Source organism: Oerskovia sp. NPDC060287 (assembly GCF_042726775.1).
Classification (GTDB): domain Bacteria; phylum Actinomycetota; class Actinomycetes; order Actinomycetales; family Cellulomonadaceae; genus Oerskovia; species Oerskovia merdavium.
On the sequence record NZ_JBHXBO010000099.1, the window covers coordinates 1 to 14,927 of the forward strand.

11 protein-coding genes are annotated in these 14,927 nt (G+C 70.6%); 8 read left to right on the forward strand and 3 right to left on the reverse strand.

Translation table 11 applies throughout. The annotated features are described in order from the left end of the window. Nucleotides 1-83 precede the first annotated feature (83 nt). Nucleotides 84-1,562 carry a CCA tRNA nucleotidyltransferase gene (locus ACFWFR_RS10560; protein WP_377622917.1) on the reverse strand — a complete coding sequence of 493 codons (1,479 nt, stop codon included), beginning with the start codon at nucleotides 1,560-1,562 and terminating at the stop codon, nucleotides 84-86. Nucleotides 1,563-1,685: 123 nt separating this feature from the next. Here ACFWFR_RS10560 and ACFWFR_RS10565 point away from each other — a divergent pair, with 123 nt between their 5' ends. The 8 genes from ACFWFR_RS10565 (at nucleotide 1,686) to ACFWFR_RS10600 (ending at nucleotide 12,621) form a co-directional block, all read left to right on the forward strand. Next, nucleotides 1,686-2,345: an NUDIX hydrolase gene (locus tag ACFWFR_RS10565; RefSeq protein ID WP_191801738.1), complete on the forward strand. Its 660-nt coding sequence runs from the start codon at nucleotides 1,686-1,688 to the stop codon at nucleotides 2,343-2,345. Nucleotides 2,346-2,482: 137 nt separating this feature from the next. Then, nucleotides 2,483-4,633 carry a DUF6049 family protein gene (locus ACFWFR_RS10570; protein ID WP_191801739.1) on the forward strand — a complete coding sequence of 717 codons (2,151 nt, stop codon included), beginning with the start codon at nucleotides 2,483-2,485 and terminating at the stop codon, nucleotides 4,631-4,633. Further along, on the forward strand, nucleotides 4,630-6,486 hold the full coding sequence (murJ, locus tag ACFWFR_RS10575; RefSeq protein ID WP_377622919.1) for a murein biosynthesis integral membrane protein MurJ: 1,857 nt from the start codon (nucleotides 4,630-4,632) through the stop codon (nucleotides 6,484-6,486). The genes ACFWFR_RS10570 and murJ overlap by 4 nt, the downstream gene beginning before the upstream one ends. Before the next feature lie 59 nt (nucleotides 6,487-6,545). Further along, the gene (locus ACFWFR_RS10580; protein WP_377622921.1) at nucleotides 6,546-8,456 is read left to right on the forward strand and encodes a protein kinase family protein; all 1,911 of its coding nucleotides are present in this window, start codon (nucleotides 6,546-6,548) and stop codon (nucleotides 8,454-8,456) included. A 146-nt stretch (nucleotides 8,457-8,602) separates the two neighbouring features. Then, nucleotides 8,603-9,649 carry a thioredoxin-disulfide reductase gene (gene trxB, locus ACFWFR_RS10585; RefSeq protein ID WP_191801743.1) on the forward strand — a complete coding sequence of 349 codons (1,047 nt, stop codon included), beginning with the start codon at nucleotides 8,603-8,605 and terminating at the stop codon, nucleotides 9,647-9,649. Beyond that, complete coding sequence (trxA, locus tag ACFWFR_RS10590; RefSeq protein WP_191801745.1) at nucleotides 9,646-9,972, forward strand: thioredoxin; 327 nt, start codon at nucleotides 9,646-9,648, stop codon at nucleotides 9,970-9,972. The genes trxB and trxA overlap by 4 nt, the downstream gene beginning before the upstream one ends. 208 nt (nucleotides 9,973-10,180) lie before the next feature. Continuing rightward, nucleotides 10,181-11,512 (forward strand): PLP-dependent aminotransferase family protein, encoded by a 1,332-nt coding sequence (locus ACFWFR_RS10595; RefSeq protein WP_377622923.1) that lies wholly within the window; start codon nucleotides 10,181-10,183, stop codon nucleotides 11,510-11,512. Between the two features lie 167 nt (nucleotides 11,513-11,679). Then, nucleotides 11,680-12,621 (forward strand): D-alanine--D-alanine ligase, encoded by a 942-nt coding sequence (locus tag ACFWFR_RS10600; RefSeq protein WP_377622927.1) that lies wholly within the window; start codon nucleotides 11,680-11,682, stop codon nucleotides 12,619-12,621. A 102-nt stretch (nucleotides 12,622-12,723) separates the two neighbouring features. Here the strand turns inward: ACFWFR_RS10600 and ACFWFR_RS10605 are convergent, their stop codons facing one another. Continuing rightward, entirely contained in the window at nucleotides 12,724-13,947 is a 1,224-nt protein-coding gene (locus ACFWFR_RS10605; RefSeq protein ID WP_377615566.1) for a ParB/RepB/Spo0J family partition protein, read from the reverse strand. Beyond that, nucleotides 13,944-14,927: ParA family protein (locus tag ACFWFR_RS10610; RefSeq protein ID WP_377622925.1), on the reverse strand; the 984-nt coding region annotated here is incomplete at its 5' end. The genes ACFWFR_RS10605 and ACFWFR_RS10610, both read right to left, overlap by 4 nt.

Here is a 14,927-nt window from a genome sequence, read left to right on the forward strand (position 1 = left end):
CCCTTCGTGGGTCGGTCGACCGCTCCACCGGGCGGGCGCAGACCCGCGCCTCGACAAGCGTCAGCCGGCGGCCGGGCTCACGGTCACTGCTCGCGTGCGGCCCACCAGGCGAGCAGCTCCTGGCGGGCGGTCTCCTCGTCGAGGGGTCCGCGGTCCAGCCGCAGCTCGAGCAGGAACTTGTAGGCCTGCCCCACCTCGGGCCCGGGCGCGATCCCCAGGGTCGCCATGATCTGCTGCCCGTCGAGGTCGGGTCGGATCGACGCCAGCTCCTCCTCGCCCCGCAGCCGTTCGATGCGCTGCTCGAGGTCGGTGTACGCGTCGGAGAGGCGCTGCGCCTTGCGCTTGTTGCGCGTGGTCGAGTCGGCCCGGGTCAGGCGGTGGAGCCGCTCGAGCAACGGTCCGGCGTCCGTGACGTAGCGGCGCACCGCGGAGTCGGTCCACTCGCCCTCGCCGTACCCGTGGAAGCGCAGGTGCAGCTCGACGAGCCGCGAGACGTCCTTGACCGTGTCCTTGTCGAAGCGCAGCGCCTTGAGCCGCTTGGCGGTCAGCTTGGCCCCGACGACCTCGTGGTGGTGGAAGCTGACCCCGCCCCCGGACTCGAAGCGCCGCGTGGCGGGCTTGCCGATGTCGTGCAGGAGCGACGCGAGACGCAGGACGAGGTCCGGGGCCGGCACCGCGCCGTCGGGCCCCGTCTCCTGCGCGATCGCCTGCTCCAGGACGGTCAACGAGTGCTGGTAGACGTCCTTGTGCCGGTGGTGCTCGTCGATCTCGAGGCGCAGCGCCGGGAGCTCGGGCAGGACGTGGTCCGCGAGCCCGGTCTCGACGAGCACCTCGAGGCCCTTGCGCGGCGCGTCCGACAGCAGCAGCTTGGTCAGCTCGTCGCGCACGCGCTCCGCGGAGACGATCTCGATGCGCGAGGCCATGTCGACGATCGCCGCGCGGGTCGCGGGCTCGACCTCGAACCCCAGCTGTGCGGCGAAGCGTGCAGCCCGCATCATGCGCAGCGGGTCGTCGTCGAACGAGCGCTCGGGGGCGATCGGGGTGCGCAGGACGCCCAGCGCCAGGTCCGCGAGCCCGTCGTGGGGGTCGACGAACAGCATCTCCGGGACGCGGACCGCCATCGCGTTGACCGTGAAGTCACGCCGCGACAGGTCGCCGACGAGCGTGTCCCCGAACGCGACGAGCGGCTTGCGCGACGCAGGGTCGTACTCGTCGGTGCGGTAGGTCGTCACCTCGACCACCAGGTCGCCGGCTCCCCGCGGGCTCCCCTTGGGACCGAACCGCTTGGCGCCGATCGTGCCGAACTCCTTGCCGATGTCCCAGTGCGCGTCGCCCCACGCCGCGAGGAGCACCTGGGTCTGGTCGGGGTCCGCCGAGGTCGCGAAGTCGAGGTCGTTGCTGGCTCGTCCGAGGAACGCGTCGCGGACCGGGCCGCCGACGAGGGCCAGCTCGTGGCCGGCGGCGTGGAACAGCTCCCCGAGCTCGACCGCCGCGGGCGCCATCTCGGTCAGCACCGCCAGGGCGCGCCGGAGGAGCTCGAGCTGTTCGGGCGTGGTCGGCACCCCACGAGAACCCTCCGCGGGCTGCGCGGAAGGCTCGGGGACGGGGGAGTTCTGGGAAGGAGTCGGCACGACATCCAAGCGTGCCAGATCAGGCGCTGACTCCACACTCGGTAAAGTTGGGTCATGTCCACACCAGCGCACTCTCCGGACCACCGCGGTGTCCCAGCACCGCCCGGTGGGCATGCGTTGCGGATCGATCCGGAAGCCGCGCGCGCCACGACCCCGGCGCCCGCCCCGGCGGCCCCGCTCCCCGTCGTCGAGGAGATCTCCGCAGGTGGGCTCGTCGTCGACACGTTCGACGGCCTGTTCCGCGCCGCGGTCATCGCCCGCCGCAACCGCGGCGGACGGCTCGAGTGGTGCCTGCCCAAGGGGCACCTCGAGGGCGACGAGACCCCCGAGGAGGCCGCCGTCCGAGAGATCGCCGAGGAGACGGGGATCACGGGCGCGATCCAGGTGCCGCTCGGGATCATCGACTACTGGTTCACGGGCGAGGACCGGCGCGTCCACAAGGTCGTCCACCACTTCCTGCTCAAGGCCACGGGCGGGCACCTCACGGTCGAGGGCGATCCCGACGGCGAGGCCGAGGACGTCGCCTGGATCCCGTTCGAGGACCTCCCCGAGCGGTTGTCGTACCCGAACGAGCGGCGCCTCGCGGCCGTCGCGCACGATGTCCTCCGAGGTCGGCGCACGACGGCCCGCTTCCGGGGTACCGTGACTCGCACCGTCGTCCGTACCAGCCGGCCGGCACCCGACGACCCCCGGAACCCGACCGACCACTCATGACCTTCCACTTCCCCGTCGGCTCAGCCCGTGCATCGAGCCGCCGCCCCGCAGACTCCACCGCGCCCTCGGCCGCCCCGCGGACTCGGCCGTCCTCTGCCGACCCTCGCACCGGCGCCAGGGCTCCTGGTCCCCGGGCCGTGACCCGGAACCTCGTCGGTGGCCTCCTGACCGCAGCGCTGGCGCTCGCGCTCGTCGTCGTGCCGTCCTCCCCCGGAGGCGCACGTGAGGCTGCGGCCTCCACCGTCGTCGGGACGGGCGGCGCCGCTCCCGCGGTCGTCGACGAACCGGGAACCGTCTCGACCACGCTCGTCTCGATGACGCCCACCACGGTCGGCCCCGGCGGCACCGTCACGGTCGTCGCGCGGATCCACAACGGTACCGACGAGACGCTCACCGACCCCCGGGCCACGCTCGGCGTGAACTGGCGCCTCCTGGGCACCCGGTCCGCGCTGGCCGCCTGGGCCGACGAGCCCACCTCGAAGCGGTCCGCCGAGGCCATGGCGACCGAGAACCTCGAACCGATCGCCCCTGGCCAGGACGCGACGGTCACGTTCGACCTGGACACCGACGACTTCAACCTCGAACCGGGATCGACGTGGGGTCCCCGTCCCCTCTCGGTCACCGTCACGGACGGGTCCGCGCGGCTCGACGTGCTCCGCACCTTCCTCCTGTGGGAGGACTCCGCGGCGCCGTCGCCCGTCGGGCTGAGCATCCTCGCCCCCGTGACGGGCCCCGCGCTGGACCTCGTCACCGCTCCGGACACCGAGGGCCAGGAGCAGACGAGCGTCAGCGTCGCGGCCGTGGACGACGCTCTGGGTGCAGACCAGCGCCTGGGGCACCTCCTGTCTGCGACCGCGGGTCGCCCCGAGGTCGCCTGGGCCGTCGACCCGGCCCTGGTCGCCGCCGCGCGGACCTCGGCCGAGAGCTCGACCGCAGCATGGGTCTCCGCGTTCGACGAGGCGTCCACCGACCGGTCGATCTTCGCGCTCCGCCCCTACGACCCGGACCCTGCTGCCTATGCGCAGGTCGGGGCGGCGCTTCCCGCGCCGACCGTCCCCCTTCCGGGGGGCGCGACGACGGATCCCGCCTGGCGCACCGACCTCACGCTCCCCGGCGACGAGGTCCCCGGCCGGGCCACGGTGCGCACGAGCGTCCAGGCCGGCTCCCCTCTTGTGGTGGTCCGGGGCGACGGGCTGACCCCCGTGGACTCCGTGAGCTACACACCGACGGGTCTGGCCACGGTCGAGACGGACGCAGGTCCCGCGACCGCCCTGGTCTCGGACTCCGCGCTCACCGAGGCCTTCTCGGCCGGGGCCCAGACCTCGGGGGCAGGTTCGACGGCGGACGCCACGCAACGACTCCTCGCGGAGACCGCGGTGATCGCCTCGGAACGCCCAGCGGACCGACGAAACCTCCTGATCGCCCTCTCCCGAGGGTTCGACCCGGACCCGGCCGCGTTCGACGCCGTGCTCGACGCGCTCGAGGCCACCTCCTGGGTCACGCTCGCCCCCGTCGACGACCTGCTGACCGCGCAGGTGCCCGACGTCGAGCGCAACGCCCTCCCCGAGACGGACGGGGGCGAGGGCGTCCTGCCGGCCTCCGAGATGTCGGCGCTCCAACGGGCCCGCTCCGAGGTCTCGACCTTCTCCACGATCGCCACCGACCCCACCGCGATCACGCAGGAGGCAGAGCCCGCGCTCGTCGTGCCCACGGCCGTGGCGTACCGAACGGAACCCACCGAGCGGACAACCGCGGTGCAGGCCGCGATCGCCGACGCGGACCGCCTCCGTTCCTCGGTCGCCGTGGTCCGTCGGGGGTCGGGCGTCCTGCTCATCAACACGTCCGGCAACATCCCGGTGCGGGTGCGGAACACGCTCGACCAGGAGGTCACGGTCCAGGTCGCGCTCCGGCCCGACAACGCGCGACTCAAGGTCGTCTCGTTCCCGGTCGGCCCCATCCCGCCGGGCACCGAGGTGGACTTCAAGGTGCCGGTCCGGGCGTACGGCAGCGGCAACGTCCGCGTCGAGGTCGAGATCCTCGCCGTCCCGTCCGGGACCGTCGTCGCCCCGTCCTCCGACTTCTCGGTCAGGGTCCGCGCCGACTGGGAGACGGTCGGTACCGCGGTGTTCGCGGGACTGGTCGCGCTGCTCATGATCGGCGGGCTCTGGCGGACGATCCGGCGCGGGCGCTCCCCGCGCCGTGTCGCGGAGATGACCCCCGCGTCCGGTGTCCCGACCACGCAGGCCTCGGCGCCGCCGTCGGGCACCTCGGCAGGGGGCGACGAGTGAAGCACGCCCGCCCGAGCGGCACCCCGCGCGGGCCCCGCCCCGTGCCCGACGGCGCGGCGCGCGCCGCCGACGAGACGACGCCGCCCGCGCCGGACGGCACCCAGGACACCGAGGCAGGGACGACGACCGTGACCGGCACCAAGGGCGGACTCGGCCGCAGCTCGATGCTCATGGCCTCCGGTACCGCGGTCTCCCGCATCCTGGGGCTCGTCCGCAACGTCCTGCTCATCACCGCGATCGGGACCACGGGCCTCGCCGCGGACGCGTTCGACGTCGCGAACAAGATCCCCAACGTGCTCTTCGCGATCCTCGCGGGCGGTGTCCTCAACGCGGTCCTCGTCCCCCAGATCATCCGCGCGTTCCGTTCCAAGAACCCGCAGGAACGCCTCGACAAGCTGCTGACGCTGTCCGGGGTCCTGCTCCTGGGGCTCAGCCTGCTCCTGACCTCGGCGTCCACGATCATCGTGTCGCTGTACACCGACGGGTGGGGGTCGGCGCAGTTCTCGCTCGCCGTGGCCTTCGCGTTCTGGTGCATCCCCCAGCTGTTCTTCTACGGGCTGTACACGCTGCTCGGGCAGGTGCTCAACGCCCGCGGACAGTTCGGGCCGTTCATGTGGGCCCCCGTGGTCAACAACGTCGTGTCGATCGTCGGCTTCCTCGCGTTCATCGTGATCTACGGTCCGTACGCGACGGGCGCGGTCGAGGACCTCGGCACGTGGGACGGCGCAAAGATCGCGCTCCTCGCCGGGACGGCGACCCTCGGGGTCGCGTCCCAGGCCCTGATCCTGATCCTGCCCCTGTGGCGCTCCGGCTTCCGCTGGCACTTCCGCCTGGGCCTGCACGGGATCGGGCTGCGCTCTGCGGGGCAGGTCGCGATCTGGACGTTCGGCGCGGTGATCCTCGAACAGATCGGTGTCCTGTTCACGACACAGTTCGCCTCGAGCGCCCCTGCCGCCGCGCTGCGGCAGACGTTCGGCGACTACGCCTCCGACCCGGCCGCGCTCGGGATGGTCACGGGGGTCGTGACCGGCGCTCCCGAAGCCTTCTCCGTCGCGGGCAACGCCGCCTACACCCAGGCGCTCATGATCTACCTGCTGCCGCACTCGCTCGTCACGGTGTCGATCGCCACGGCGCTGTTCACCGGGATGAGCGCCGCCGCGGGGGCCGGCGACTTCGCTCGCGTCCGGCACGACCTGTCCCGCGGCGTGCGGACCGTGGGGGTGTTCACGGTCTTCGCGACCGCGGTCTTCGCGATCCTCGCGCTGCCCCTCACCAAGCTCCTGCTCATCAACGTCTCGCCGAGCGGGGCCGTCGCCGTCAGCCAGATCCTGGTCGCCATGGCGTTCGGCCTGGTGCCGCTCGGGGGCATGGTCCTCATGAAGTGGGTCTACTTCGCCTACGAGGACGGCAAGACCGTGTTCATGATCCAGGTCCCCGCGACCGTCGCGCTCGTGGGCATCGCGTGGCTCGCGACCCGCACGCTCGACCCGGTGTGGTGGGTCGTCGGTGTCGGTGCCGCGATGTCGCTGTCCAACATGATCGTCGTCCTCCTGCGGACCGCGGGCCTGCGGCGCAAGCTGCACGGGCTGGACGCGTTCCGGATCGTGCGGATGCACGTCAAGACCATCCTCGCCGCGGGAGCCAGCGCTGCGGTCGGATGGGGTGTACTTCAGCTCTTCGGCGACCTGTACGGACTGTCGTGGCTCCGTGCCGCGGTCGTCACGGCAGTTGTCGGGATCGTCATGACCGTCGTGTACATCGGCGGTCTCAAGGCAATGCGGGTCCGTGAGCTCGACCAGCTCGCCGACCCGCTGCTCCGCAAGCTCGGGCGACGACGTCCGGCCACGAGATAGAAGGCGCCCGTACCATGTGGGGGGAAGATGTCAACGGCAAGGAAGTTCGAGGTGGGCAGGTGACCGCAGCAGGACCCGGCACGACGCTGGTAGGGCGATACCTGCTGGCCGAACGACTGGCGAGCGACCTGGTCGACGTCACCGCCTGGTCCGCGCACGACTCGGTGCTCAACCGCACCGTGCGAGTCTCGCTCGTCACCGGGGAGCACGTCACCGAGGCGATCGACTCGGCCCGACGCGCCGCACTCGTCGCCGACCCCCGCCTGACGCGCGTCCTCGACGTGGGGACCGACGACGGCGTCGCCTACGTCATCACCGAACCCTTCGCGGGCATCACCCTGTCCGAGGTCGTCGCCGGCGGGATCGTCGACGCCCAGCAGGCCCGGGTGATCGTCGGCGAGGCGGCAGCCGCGCTCGAGGTCGCACGACGCCGAGGCGTCCACCACCTCGCGCTGCGCCCCGAGGCCGTCCGCGTCGACGGCAACAAGGTCCTCGTCACGGGCCTCGGCCTCGACGCCGGGATCAGCGGGCAGGACCAGCACGACGCCGAGGCCACCTCGCACCTCGACGCCGTCGGGCTCGTCGCGCTCCTCTACTACGCCATGACCGCGCGCTGGGCCGGGCCCAGCCTCGACGTCCCCTGGATCAGCTCCGACTCCGTCCACCCCCTCCCGGCCCAGCGGGACGCCTCGGGCATCCTCCCGCTCTCGGCCGTCGTCCCCGGGGCCCCTGCCGACCTGTCCGAGCTCTGCGCTCAGGTCTTCGCGGACGCCGCAGCACGTCCTGCCGGGTCGGGTGCCGACGCCTCGTCCGACGGCGACGTCGAGAGCACGGCTCCCGCAACGCCCGCCCAGGTGGTCTCGGCCCTCGAGCCCTGGGGCACCCTCTCCGTGGTCGCCGCGATCCCGACCTTCGTCCAGCGACCCGCGCCGCAGCCCACCAACGGCGTGAACCGCCAGTCGATCCGCAGCGCGTTCGACGTCCCGCTCTCGACCCCGCCAGGCACCCCGCCGCCGGCGGTCCCGTTCCATCGTCCGACGACCGGACGGATCCACCGGGTGCCTCTGAGCGGCGCATCGACGCTGCCCGACGGCGCCAGCTACCCGGCCCCCACCTACGCCGACTCCCCCGCTCCTGCGGCCTACGCCGCGGTCCCGGCCCCTCCCACCGGTGGCTACCCGACGCAGCCCGCCCCCGCCGTGCCGCACCCGGTCTCCGCAGCGCAACCCACCGTCAGCGTGCCGCCACCCCCGGCTGCGGCTTCTCAGCCTTCTGCCGCGCAGGCCGCCGCTGGTCCGCCGTCGGGCCCCTTCGCCACCACCCCCGCCAAGAAGACCGGGTCCAAGAGCACCTGGATCATCATGCCGATCGTGCTGCTCCTCGTGATCGTCGCGGTCGTGTGGGGCGTCAAGTTCGGGCTCAGCGGCTTCGGTGGTGCATCCTCGCCCAACGACGACAACGACGCCCAGGCGCCGGCGGACTCCGGCCCGTCGGAGGGCGGGACCGACGAGGACCTGCCCGTCAACACCGATCCCCTCACGATCGCGAGCGGCGGACTGCTCGACCCGGACGTCGCCGATCCCGGCGACGTCGGGGAGAAGCCCGACGCCGTGCCCTTCGCGATCGACGGTGACCCGTCGACCTTCTGGTTCACCTACTCCTACAAGGACGAGGGCTTCGGCGGACTCAAGTCCCGTACCGGTTACACCATCTCGTTCCGGGAGCCGGAGACCGTCCAGCGGATCGTCTTGAGCACGAACAACACGGGCGGACACGTCGAGGTCCGCGCCGTGACCCCCGCCGAGCCCGACGGGGGCGAGATCCTCGCCTCGGGCACGTTCTCGGAGACCGTCGAGCTCACGCTGGATCCCGCCACCGAGGGGACGATGTTCGTCCTGATGATCACCGAGCTGCCGCAGGCTCCCGACGGCGCCTACCGCGTCGAGCTCAACGAGATCACCGTCTACTGAACGGCACCGACCAGCGCTGACCACCCTGCGGTGCTCCCCGCGTCGGCGAGGACGAGGACTGCAGACCAGCGGAACCGGTGCCTTCGGAACAGAAGGGCGCCGCTCGGCGTTGGACCCGGTGCACCACCCACCACTGAGGAGTACACGTGACGGAGAACAGCCCCACGACCGCGCCGCGGAACGTCATCATCGTGGGTTCGGGCCCTGCCGGGTACACGGCCGCCGTGTATGCCGCGCGCGCGGGTCTTGAGCCCCTCGTCCTGGCCGGTTCGATCACGGCCGGTGGCGCGCTGATGAACACGACCGAGGTCGAGAACTTCCCCGGGTTCCCCGACGGGATCATGGGTCCCGAGCTCATGGAGAACCTGCAGAAGCAGGCCGAGAAGTTCGGCGCGCAGGTCGAGTGGGACGACGCGATCGAGCTGCGGCTGGACGGCCCGGTCAAGACCGTGGTCACGGGCAACGGCGAGACCTATACGGCGCGCGCCGTGATCCTCGCGACCGGCTCTGCGTACCGTGAGCTGGGCCTGGACGACGAGAAGCGCCTGTCCGGGCGTGGTGTGTCCTGGTGTGCGACGTGCGACGGCTTCTTCTTCCGCGACCAGCACATCGTGGTCGTCGGCGGTGGAGACTCCGCGGTCGAGGAAGCGACCTTCCTCACCCGCTTCGCGTCCAAGGTCACCATGGTCCACCGCCGCGACGAGCTGCGTGCGTCCAAGATCATGGCCGACCGTGCCAAGGCCGACCCCAAGATCGAGTTCGCCTGGAACAGCGAGATCGTCGCTATCCACGGAGAGAACAAGGTCGAGTCGCTGACGCTGCGCGACACGGTCACGGGTCAGGAGCGCTCGCTCGACGCGACCGGCCTGTTCGTCGCGATCGGTCACGACCCGCGCACCGAGCTCGTCAAGGACCAGATCGACCTGGACGACGAGGGCTACATCCAGGTCCAGGGCCGCACGACGCTGACCAACATCGAGGGCGTGTTCGCGTGCGGTGACGCGGTCGACCACACCTACCGCCAGGCCATCACCGCGGCCGGCTCGGGCTGCTCCGCTGCTCTCGACGCCCAGCGCTACCTCACCGAGATCGCCGACGCCTTCGAGGACGCCGCTGGTCTCCCCGAGATCGCCGGCACCCCCGACGTCCCCAACCCCGACGAGCTGCCGCAGGCACTGGAGGAGATCCGATGAGCAACACCGTCAAGGTCACCGACGACACGTTCAAGGCCGAGGTCCTCGAGTCGGACGTTCCCGTCATCGTGGACTTCTGGGCGACGTGGTGCGGACCGTGCCTGCAGATCGCCCCGATCCTCGAGGAGCTCGCGGGCGAGTACGCGGGCAAGGTCAAGATCGCCAAGCTCGACTCCGACGAGAACCCCGCGATCACGGCCGCGTACGGCGTGGTCTCGATCCCGACGCTCAACTTCTACTCGGGCGGAGAGCTCGTGAAGTCGATCGTCGGCGGGCGCCCCAAGCGCATCCTCGCCGAGGAGATCGACGCGCTGCTCTCCTGACACGCCTCGCTCCACCTTCCGCGGAGCGCACCTCGAAGGGGTGGACCGGTCCTCGCGATCGGCCCACCCCTTCGTCGTCCGCAGACCCAGCACGGCTGCTGCTCCTGGACGTGACGGGTCCTGGGCGTTGCGTCCTTCGACCGGGCGACGGTGTCCGGGGAGCGACCCTTCACGGTTCCCCCCGATACGTCGTGCGAGACTGGGGATCGTGAGCACGACACCGACGCACCCCGCTCAGCCCGCTCCCTCCGGGGGCACCCGCCTCGACCCGTGGTTCGGCGCCTACGCCGAGCGCGCCCACGGCATGCGAGCGTCGGAGATTCGCGCCCTGTTCGCGGTCGCGAATCGCCCCGAGGTCGTCTCGCTCGCCGGCGGGATGCCCTACCTCGAAGGCCTTCCCCTCGACACCATCGCGGACGCCATGCAGCGACTCGTCGCGACCCGCGGCACCACCGCTCTCCAGTACGGCTCGGGTCAGGGCGCAGAAGAGCTCCGTGAGCGCATCATCGACATCGTGCGCCTCGAGGGCATCGACTGCCATCCCGACGACGTGGTCGTGACCACGGGCTCCCAGCAGGCCCTCGACCTGGTGACGCGCATCTTCATCGACCCGGGCGATGTCGTCGTGGCCGAGGCCCCCAGCTATGTCGGCGCGCTCGGCGTGTTCCGGTCCTACCAGGCGGACATCGTCCATGTCCCGCTCGACGAGCACGGGCTGGTCCCCGAGGCGCTCGAGGAGACCTTGACGCGGCTCGCTGCCGAGGGGCGTCGCGTCAAGCTGCTCTACACGGTCCCCAACTTCCACAACCCGGCGGGCGTCACCATGTCGCTCGAGCGCCGGCCCCGGATCCTCGAGATCGCGCAGCGTTTCGGCGTGCTCGTCATCGAGGACAACCCGTACGGGTTGTTGGGGTTCGACGGCGATCCCCTGCCGGCTCTACGCTCGCTCGACGACGAGGGCGTGCTCTACCTCGGGTCCTTCTCGAAGACCTTCGCCCCCGGCTATCGGGTCGGCTGGGTCGTGGCCCCGCACGCGGTCCGCGAGAAGCTCGTCCTGGCGAGCGAGTCGGCCATCCTCTGCCCGTCGAACGCCTCGCAGCTCGCGATCGCTACGTACCTCGAGACGTGCGACTGGCAGGGACAGATCAAGCAGTTCCGGGAGCTGTACCGCGAGCGGCGCGACGCCATGATCGGTGCCCTCTCGGAGCACCTGCCTTCGGCGTCGTGGACCGTTCCCGACGGCGGCTTCTACACGTGGGTCAAGCTTCCCGACGGCCTCGACGCACGATCCATGCTGCCCCGTGCTGTCACGGCGCGCGTCGCCTACGTCCCCGGGACAGCGTTCTACGCAGACGGGTCCGGGGCGGACCACGTGCGGTTGTCCTACTGCTTCCCGACGCCCGAGCGCATCCGTGAGGGAGTCCGCCGGTTTGCCGGCGTCGTGTCCGCGGAGAGGGACCTCGTCGAGATCTTCGGTACGTCAGGCGCTCCGGACTCGGACCTGACCGATGTCGAGAACCCCGGCCCCAACCTCGCGTGAGCACCACCCTCGCACACACGAGCACCCTGCAGAACGTCGAGAGGACCAAGACCGTGGGCACTGCTGCGGAGAACGCCATCCTTGCGGAGGACGTCGTCGAGCCCGACGCCGCCACGACGGCCGGGAGCGTTGCCGACTCATCCCTTCCCGAGGTACAGCGCGTCGTCATCCTCGCCGGAGGACTCTCGCACGAGCGTGACGTGTCGCTCCGCTCCGGCCGACGCGTCGCGGAGTCACTCCGAGGGGCCGGGCTCGACGTGACGGTGCTCGACGTCGACGCCTCGCTGCTCTCGACGCTGGCGGCCGAGCGCCCCGAGGTCGTGTGGCCGCTCCTGCACGGCGCGAGCGGCGAGGACGGATCTGTGCGCGACGTGATCGAGCTCCTCGGCCTGGACTACGTCGGAACCGGCCCCAGGGCGTCCCGCGGCGCATGGAACAAGGCGATCGCCAAGAACGTCGTGCTGGCCGCCGGGATCGACACTCCCGACTACGTGACCCTCCCCCAGAGCCTGTTCCGGGAGCTCGGCGCACAGCCGGTGCTCGACGCGGTCGTCGGCCGGCTGGGACTGCCGCTCGTGGTCAAGCCCAACCAGGGAGGCTCGGCTCTGGGCGTGACGCTCGTGACGCGTGCTGAGGATCTTCCCCGGGCGATGGTCGACTGCTTCTCCTACGGCGACCTCGCGCTCATCGAGAAGGCCGTCCAGGGCGTCGAGGTGGCCGTCAGCGTGGTGGACGGTACCGACGGGCCGCGCGCTCTCCCGGCAGTCGAGATCGAGACCGATGGGCCGTACGACTACGACGCCCGGTACAACCCCGGCCGGACCAGCTATTTCACGCCCGCGCGTCTCACCTCGGCAGTCGCGGCACGTGTCGCTCAGACCGCCGTCGACGCTCACGTGGCTCTGGGGCTTCGCGGCCTCTCCCGGTCAGACCTGATCGTCGACTCCGAGGGCGTCCCACACTTCCTCGAGGTGAATGTCGCCCCGGGCATGACGGAGACGTCGCTCTTCCCTCAGGCTGCGCAGGCTGCGGGCCTCGACCTCGGCGACCTCTACCGTCAGATCGTCTCGCAGAGCGTCGGCTCGCCCGCGCGGGCAGCGACCGCCTGAGCGTTCCCCGACAGGACGACACGAAGCCCCGGTGAGCATCTACTCACCGGGGCTTCGAGTTTCACGTGAAACATGGGGCCGCAGCCAGGTGCGCGGACCGCCCTACTGACGCAGCAGGCCCGGGTCCTCCGGGGCCATGAGATCAAGGATCCTGTTGAGATCCTCGACCGAGGCGAACTCGACTGTCAGGCGGCCCTTGTTCTTGCCGAGATCCACCTTGACGCGAGTCTCGAACCGGTCGGACAGGCGGACCGCGAGGTCGTCGATCGCCGCGATGCGCTGCCCGGGGCGTGGTGCGCGTTCCACCGGCTTCTTCGCATCGAGCCCCCCGAGGGCGACGATCTCCTCCGTGGCCCGCACCGAGAGACCCTCCGAGACGATCCTCTGGGCGAGTCGTTCGATCTCCGCACCGTCGGTCAGGCCCAGCAGAGCGCGCGCGTGTCCGGCCGAGAGCACGCCCGCCGCCACCCGACGTTGTACGAGCGGAGGCAGCCGCAGCAAGCGCAACATGTTCGAGATCTGCGAACGGCTGCGCGAGATCCGGGTACCGAGCTCCTCGTGCGTGCACCCGAAATCGTCGAGAAGCTGTCGGTAGGCGGCAGCCTCCTCGAGCGGGTTCAGTGCGCTGCGATGAAGGTTCTCGAGGAGAGCATCGCGGAGGAGATCCGCGTCCTCGGTCTCGCGGATGATCGCCGGGATGACATCCAAGCCCGCTGCCTGCGTCGCCCGCCAACGGCGCTCACCCATGATGAGCTCGTAGGCGCCCTCGTTCTCCGGGTCTCGTCGGACGACGATGGGCTGGAGAACACCGATCTCCTTGATCGACCCGACCAGCTCGTCGAGCTCGCCCTCGTCGAAGACCGTGCGCGGCTGGCGGGAGTTTGCTCGAATCAGCCCCACGGGGAGCTCAGCGAACGTCGCCCCGGGAACCGGGACCAGATCGTCGTTCGACGTCGGCGCGCCGTCCGACTGACCAAGCGCCGCCGATGTTTCACGTGAAACATCGCCTGGGCGCGCGCGCCCCTTCTCGATCGGAGGCTCCGTGGGGATCAGCGGACGAGACGTCGACTCAAGCTCGGTGGCGGAATCGGCGAGGCCGACCAAGCCGACCGGCGAATCAGAGGACTCTCGTTCGACGGTGAGGACGGCCGAGGTGCTGAGGCTCGATGCCCCCACTCCCCCGCCCTCAGGGTTGGTGTTCTGCTCGACCGACGCAGCAGCCTGCGGCGCGGACGGGAAGAACACATCGACGGGGCGCTCACGCTCTGGGCTCGTCGGAATCAAGGCTCCAAGACCACGACCGAGCCCACGGCGCTTCTCACTCATCGTGCATCCTCCTGGTAGCTAGGCAGCACTGCCCATCGTTCTGCGAGGTAGTTCTGCCGGGAGACGTCGCGAGATGCGCCGTCAAGGGGTTGAACCGGTGCGGGGCGTCCACGGTCAGCAACCTCCCGAGCGGCTTCGAGATAGGCGAGCGCACCGGTCGAGCTCGGATCGTACGTGATGACCGTCTGCCCATGGCTGGGCGCCTCGGAGATGCGTACCGAGCGGGGCACCGTCGTCTTCAGGGTCTGCTCGGGGAAATGCTCGCGGACCTCGGAGGCAACCTGCTGCGCGAGGTTGGTGCGACCGTCGTACATGGTCAAGAGAATGCTCGAGACATGCAGCTGGGGGTTCAGGTGCGCCTTGATGAGTTCGATCGTCTTGAGGAGCTGACTGAGCCCCTCGAGGGCGTAGTACTCGCACTGGATCGGAATGAGGACCTCACGGCCGACCACGAACGCGTTGACGGTCAGCAGACCGAGGCTGGGCGGGCAATCGACGAGGACATAGTCGATACGCTCAAGACCTTGCGCGATGCGCTCCTCCAAGAAGACGTCGACCGCACGGCGGAGTCGCGTTTCACGGGAAACCAAGGAGACGAGCTCGATCTCCGCACCCGACAGGTCGATCGTCGCAGGAACGCACCAGAGGCTCGGAATGTCGGGGCATTGCTGAACCGCCGAGGCGAGCGGGGCCCCGTCCACCAATACCTCGTAGACGGAGGGAGTTCCAGCGCGATGCTCGACACCGAGGGCGGTCGACGCATTCCCCTGCGGGTCGTTGTCGATGACGAGGACGTTGAGCCCAGCCTGAGCGAGTCCCGCCGCGAGGTTGACCGTCGTCGTCGTCTTCCCGACGCCGCCCTTCTGATTGGCGATCGTGATGATGCGGGTCGCCGCGGGACGGGGGAACTGTCGTCCGTGAAGGTCGATCCGCCGACGGGCGTCGATGGTGAGCTGGGCAGCGAGGGGCGTGTCGTCGTC